The sequence below is a fragment of the Methylicorpusculum sp. genome, from assembly GCF_030651835.1.
GTDB lineage: Bacteria > Pseudomonadota > Gammaproteobacteria > Methylococcales > Methylomonadaceae > Methylicorpusculum.
The window spans coordinates 58,972-65,524 of sequence record NZ_JAUSBX010000062.1 but is presented as its reverse complement, the minus strand read 5'-3'; the positions used below and the strand labels follow the sequence as shown (position 1 = coordinate 65,524).

Below are 6,553 nucleotides of genomic sequence, written 5' to 3'. Positions count from 1 at the left end.
CCTTCCTATTTTATTGGGTGTAGGTGCTTGATTTCAAAGGACGCATGAATACATCCTTGTAGCTCTCTGCAACATCCCTGTTGCAGAAGCCTTTTCAATCAATCACCTACACCTTCTATTTCAAGCGGGCGAGTAGTTACGATGCTTACAACACCGGCAACACCAAGGTCCGTAACGCTTTAATCAAACTCAACAGCGGCAGCAAACTGTTGCTGCTGGTTTGACACACTTCCTTAAAAATCCGCTGATAACGGGTGAAGTTATTTTTATAGACAGCATCATTCAACAACCTGCCAGGATTTGCGTGACCGGTTTCCAATGCCTTTTGAGCCAATTGAGCCAGCATTTGCTTAAGTTCCACACGCAAGTCATCGGCGGCTTTCCTCTCCCAATAGTCCTGTAAAATCATGGCATCCAGCCGTTGCATAAGCTTGTCAATTTCAAGCAGCGTCATTGACTCGTTTAAAACCCGATAGACTGTTTCAAAATCGCTTTTCGTTTGGTTCATCAGATAAACAATCAACGGAAAATCATTCATATAAGACATGGCTACGCACCGTTGAGCCAGACTTTCGGGTATTCCGCCCTGCACAAATTGATCAGTCTCTGTGTCACATTTGCCGGATTCATTCAACTTTCGTAAATAAGCCTGAAAACTGAGTTTATAGGATGTGATAAGGGTCTTATCGGGTACTACTTTCTGATTATTGATCAGTGACCATTGGCTCAATTGTGCCAGTGCGTTTTCCAATTTCAACAGCAAACTGTATTGATCATCGGCCGAAACGCGGTTATCGAGTTGATAGATTTGGTCTCGAAGATAATCCGCCTCAAGCACCTGTTCAAACGTCAGATAGGCGGTAACGCTTTCGATCAGGCGGCATCGATCAATATGCCAGTTTAAAAAGGTACTGCCTGCCTGATTGATGATTTTATTACTGATAACAGTGGCTTTTATAGCTTGAGCCAGAGGATGTCCGGCCAAATAATCGCCATAATTCAAAACGATCGGATCAGGAAAATAAGACTGCAGATACTGATCGAACTCCGGCAAGGCAATGTGAGCGGACTCGTCCATGATCTCCTGAGTCAGCATCATTTTACCTGCCGCCATTAAAACAGCCAGTTCCGGTCGGGTAATGGCCTGATCGGTCCGGGCCATTACCTCTTTATTCAAAGGAAAGGCCTCGACCAGCCGATCCAGGTATCCGGCACCTTCCAATCTTGCGGCCAGGCTCAAAAATGAGTCGGCACTGTAAAATTTAATTCGAAGCCGCTCCAGCGATATACACAAACTTTGCCGGTAATTGTCAGCCAGCACGCTTTTGCAGACGTCATCTGTCAGCGCTTCAAATTCCTGCTGATAGTCCTTAATCACCTGTTTCTTTTGCAGTCCGGTCAACAGGATTTTTAAATTGACTTCATGATCCGAGGTATCCACTCCAGCTGAATTATCGATGGCATCGGTATTGATGTGACCACCGGCCAAGGCATATTCAATCCGCGCTTTTTGGGTGAAGCCCAAATTGGCACCTTCACCAACTACACGAGCCTTCAACTGTGCGGCATCTATACGCACCTCATCGTTATTTCTATCGCCCACCTCCTCATTTTTTTCTGAAGTTGACTTGACATAAGTTCCAATGCCGCCCAGCCACAACAATTCGACCGGAGCCGAAAGCAGGAAACGGATTAAACTCGCGCCATCCAGCGTTTTATAGCGTATTCCTAACCATTTACGCAGTTCCGGTGAAATCGGAATATCTTTCGCTTGCCGTGAAAAAACCCCGCCGCCTTCAGAGATCAGATCACGGTTATAATCGTTCCAACTGGACCCCGGCAATTCAAACAGCCGTTGCCGTTCGATATAGGCCTGCTCTAGATTGACCGGATCCGGATCAACAAAAATATGCTGACCGCTGATGGCCGCCAACAGCCGGATCTGTCTGGATTGCAACATCCCGTTTCCAAACACATCACCATCCATGCTGCCTACGCCGACAACCGAGAAGGGCTCATTTTGTATGTCTTTATTGATTTCCCGGAAATGCCGTTTGACACATTCCCAGGCGCCACGAGCAGTGATGCCCAGAGATTTATGGTTGTAGCCGCTGGAACCTCCGCTGGCAAAGGCATCACTCAGCCAGAACCGGTAACGTAAGGAAACGGAATTGGCCAAATCAGAAAATTGAGCCGTCCCTTTATCAGCCGCGACGACAAGATAAGGGTCAATATCATCGTAACGAACAATACCCGGCAAAGTGTGGGCTTCCTCACCGATATAATTGTCGGTCAGATCAAGCAAGCCCTCCATTAAAGTCACATAAGCCTGTTTGACGGCCGCTTTAAAGTCTTCGCCAATACTTCTTGATTTAACGATAAAGCCGCCTTTGGCACCTTTAGGAATAATCAAGGCATTCTTGCTCATTTGAGTTTGCATCAACCCCAAAATTTCAGTTCTGAAATCATCAGGCCGATCCGACCAGCGAATGCCGCCTCTTGAAATCTTACCGCCTCTCAAATGAATCCCTTCCATGGTCGCCGCATGGACATAAATTTCGTTCTGCGGTTTGGGTGCAGGTAAATCAATAATGCCCAAGCTGTTAATTTTGAATGCCACAAAAAAGTCATCACGGTGTTGACGGACATGGAAATTACTTCGCACCGTCGCATCAATCAGATTGAATAAAGTCCGCAACACCTTATCGTCATTAGCGTCAGTCACTGCGGCCATGTTTTCGAGTAACTGCAGTTTTAAGGGGAACAGCCTCTGCTCTTCGCGGGCCAGAGGATCATCACCTTCCAGTTCCGGATTAAAACGAGCGTCAAAATAGGCAAACAGATTTTTGGCAACCAGTGGATGATGCGTCAGCGCATGATTGAAACTGGCCATGGTAGTAGGATGGCCCAGTTGCAGAAAGTAATTACGATAGGCCCTGAGAACATCGATTTGCTGCCAGGACATACCGGTCAAAACCAGTAAACTGTTTAAAGAGTCATTATCTGCCTTCCCAAGCGAAATCGCATTGATTGCCTCCAAAAGACGATGTTTAAGCTTACTGAAGCTTTCAATCTGGGTTTTAGCGGCAAGAATCGTAAAGCTTTTAATAAAGACCGGAGTGTCCTGAATGTGAAAAACAAACTGAACCTGATCTTTTACTCTCAGCCCCAAATGCTTTAATACCGGAATGTATTCGTCCAGATAGTGTTCGTGACGGCTATAAAAGTGCAGCCGGTAGTCATGTCGGGCGTGACAGGGACTCAGTAAATTGACGGCTTGACCCCCTGTTTTGACACAGGTTTCTATGGACATCATGTCCTTGACCGCAAACCGAGGCGGCATCAACATTTGGTAGGACAAAGGAAAAACAGTCTGGTATTTTTGCCATAATGTCGCCCCTTCTCTGGCGCCAAAGGTTCTTTCAACCAACTGCCTGAATGATGCTTGCCAGGGCCTTATCGCTTTGTTTAATTCTTTGTCCAAACGGTCAACATCAATATCGATGACCTGAATAGTCGGCTGTAACATCGTATGCAAACCGATAAATCGTCCACAAGTCTGGGTATGGGACGATTTTTTTATACGGCAATTCAGCAAACCTGAAAGCTTGCGTTCAACGTCTTGTTCGATATTCTGACGGTATAACTGATTGGGAATAATGATGAGCAACGAAATGCGATCGGCATCAGGGCTGGCGAGTATCAGACTCTTAACACTTTCAGACCGGCAAATGTAACTTTTTAACGATTCGATCAACAAATAAAGCTGAGGTTGCTGGAGTAAAAAACTCTCAATTACCGGAAAAACATTAAAAATATCCTTGAACTGATTAAATTCATAACTGTTTTCTTCAATACCCGCCTGTTTTAAAGCCAAAGCAAATTTTTGGGCTAAAAAGGGGACTTTGCAAGTCAGACTATTAAGCTCATTGGCATCCAGTTCGCCCCAAAATGCATGCTCTATCCACCCGCCTTCTTTATTCTCGGTCCTTAACCCCACGTATACCAGCGATGAGGGGCTCATGAAAGAGCATCCGGCAGGCAGATAATCGATCACAAAGGGAGTTGAGCGCGCTAAAAGATGCTTTAAGTGTTTTAGAAATAATTGTTCTTCATTGGGATCTTTATCAACCGGGCAAAAATGAGGAAATATCGGCGCCAAATCTGAATCAGGCGTCAGCTCCATCGCTTCAAGCAATTTAAATGCGCCCTGTTTAAACCATTTTAGTAGCGGCTGGTAGTCGGCGAACGCGTCAAGACCTATCACTTTTGCGAGTTTATCCTGAAGCTCCGGACGGTTTTCTTCCCATTGAGCCGACCATTCAAGAATAGCTTTGATACGCTGAGCGATGGTTGTGCGCAATGATGCGTCGGTTGTATCTATTTTTATCAGCATGATCAATTCGTGAAGTCCGGATATGGATTTCACATCAACACTCAGGATCTGCTGTTCATCACGCTCTACATTGAGCACCCGGTAAAGAAGCAGTTCTAAGGGTAATTTCCGGCTGCTTTGCAAAGCCGTGATTGATTCAACTATATGCTCTGAATGGGCACTGACAATTGCAATAATTTCCTGAGCTTCTCCTGGAAGACTCAGCGCTCTGAATAGATATCCACCTGATTTATCAGTCAAAAAATCCGCTAATTGATCGATAATCGACGCAGATAGCGGAACGGGTAGCAAGAAAAGAAAGTTGTCCCCAGTCAACAACAATTGAGTCAACCGATTCAAGATACATCGCTTGACGGTGTTGAGCTCATGATTGTGGAGTGCACAAATGGACTGGATTTTTTGTTTTTGACGAGCTGATTTTAAACTCGTTTGCCCGGCGGTTAGACGCACTTTCAAAGTCGCTCTCCTTATCTGAGTTTTTTTCTTATTTCCAGAACATTGACTTCATCCAGTCGCTTATAACTAACCGAATCCATTAACGTTCTTATAAAGTAAATGCCCATGCCACCTTCCTGAGGGTGATCAAAATCAGGAATGGGAACATTCTCAAGATCAAAGCCCTGACCATGGTCGTAAACTTTGATTTCAAGTATGTCGTCCTGGATATTGATCGTGATTCTGACTTTATCCTCACCTTTAACCGGAGACCTGCCTCCAGCTGAGTGTTTAATCGCGTTGGTAGTCGCCTCTGTCAGAACCAGATTGAGCTGATAAGCCAAGGCTTTTTTATCACCGGTATAGTTATCTATTTCCTTGCCAATTCGCTCGCCGATGCTGCCGATCAAATCCAGATATTTGGTTTGTGTCGGAATAATTACATCAACCTGAATATCTGTATTGTCCATAGCAACTCCTAGGATTCACCTGCAAAAACTTCGTCAACATCATTATAAATTTCAAAAACCCGGTTCAGGCGAGTCAACTCAAACATGGACAACACCTGTTGCTGCATGTTGGCTAACGCAAGTTTTCCCGCTTTAGCTGAAGCCTGTTTGTATCCAGCCAGTAAAGCACCTAAGCCCGAACTGTCGACAAATTTGACCTGGTCCAATTGCACGATAATGTTCAAATTGCCTTGTTCGATCAAATCCAGAATCCGTTCTTTCAATTCTCCGGAATTATGCGCGTCAACACGTTCCTCATTGATTTGGACAATACAGTAACCATTTATTTCATGTTGTGTCAGATTCATAGGCGATTATTTGGTTAATTTAAAGTTGTTTAAGCATTTTATTTTTCAACTTTTTATTTCATTGTTTCTTAAAGTTCCCAACAGAAGATACTTGATCAGTCAAATTATGACGATCCGCCTGGATAGTATTTTTTTATCATTAAACTCTTAACGTTCCCAGTGTTACAGCTATTTTTAAAATTTAAAGTAAATATTTTTGTGTCATAAGTACAAAGTATAAACATTCTACAAGTTATATTGTAAAGGTCTCCCAAGTAAACTCATCGACTCTTAATAATTCAAACGGTTCGGCAATCTAATCCTTGTTTTTAGGCCCATAACAAAAGCCACTATTGTTATCAAGTTGTTTTTGCTAGAATCAGGCCGATTTTGTTTTCAAACAAACGAGGAAATACGATGATAAAACCAATTTTTTATGCCAGTGTGCTGTTATATTCGATCAGCATGACTGGAGAAGCCATGGCAGATTGCACAACGAACCGAGTGAATGGAGGTAACACATTAAATAGCTTACTTTCAGGCAATACTATCTGTGTCGCTAAATCAGGCGGTGGTTGGGAATCGCAGGAAGAACATCTAGCTAACGGTCAATTATGGGATTACAAACTTGGAACCGGTGATGCAGTAGATCCAAGAAAACAACTGGGTACTTGGTCAGCATCTAATGGAAATAATGCAGCAGTAACTTATACTTATACTGCTTTTGGCACTCCGGCGGCCCATACATATCAGGTTTATTCTGCAGGAGGGTCGAACTATGATTTTTGTAAAGGGAGTACTCTTGTAGCGTCAGGCACTCTCAAATCTGGAACAGGAGCTGGTTGCCCGTAATACTCTTAATTAAAAAGTGACCTTTACTACAAACCCCTTGTGTACAAATTATTTTACCAAGGGGTTTTTAATTT

4 protein-coding genes are annotated in these 6,553 nt (G+C 43.8%); 1 reads left to right on the top strand and 3 read right to left on the bottom strand.

Annotated features, from left to right (window positions below):
• Nucleotides 1–145: 145 nt before the first annotated feature.
• Genes Q7V32_RS08285 through Q7V32_RS08275 form a run of 3 tightly spaced genes read right to left on the bottom strand, consistent with a single transcriptional unit; the run spans nt 146 to nt 5,648 of the window.
• On the bottom strand, nt 146–4,846 hold the full coding sequence (locus Q7V32_RS08285; protein WP_304896509.1) for an NAD-glutamate dehydrogenase domain-containing protein: 4,701 nt from the start codon (nt 4,844–4,846) through the stop codon (nt 146–148).
• 17 nt (nt 4,847–4,863) lie between these two features.
• Complete coding sequence (locus Q7V32_RS08280) at nt 4,864–5,301, bottom strand: ATP-binding protein (RefSeq protein ID WP_304896507.1); 438 nt, start codon at nt 5,299–5,301, stop codon at nt 4,864–4,866.
• A gap of 8 nt (nt 5,302–5,309) precedes the next feature.
• The gene (locus tag Q7V32_RS08275; RefSeq protein ID WP_304896506.1) at nt 5,310–5,648 is read right to left on the bottom strand and encodes an STAS domain-containing protein; all 339 of its coding nucleotides are present in this window, start codon (nt 5,646–5,648) and stop codon (nt 5,310–5,312) included.
• 396 nt (nt 5,649–6,044) lie between these two features.
• Here Q7V32_RS08275 and Q7V32_RS08270 point away from each other — a divergent pair, with 396 nt between their 5' ends.
• Nucleotides 6,045–6,479 (top strand): hypothetical protein, encoded by a 435-nt coding sequence (locus tag Q7V32_RS08270; protein ID WP_304896505.1) that lies wholly within the window; start codon nt 6,045–6,047, stop codon nt 6,477–6,479.
• Nucleotides 6,480–6,553: the final 74 nt, after the last annotated feature.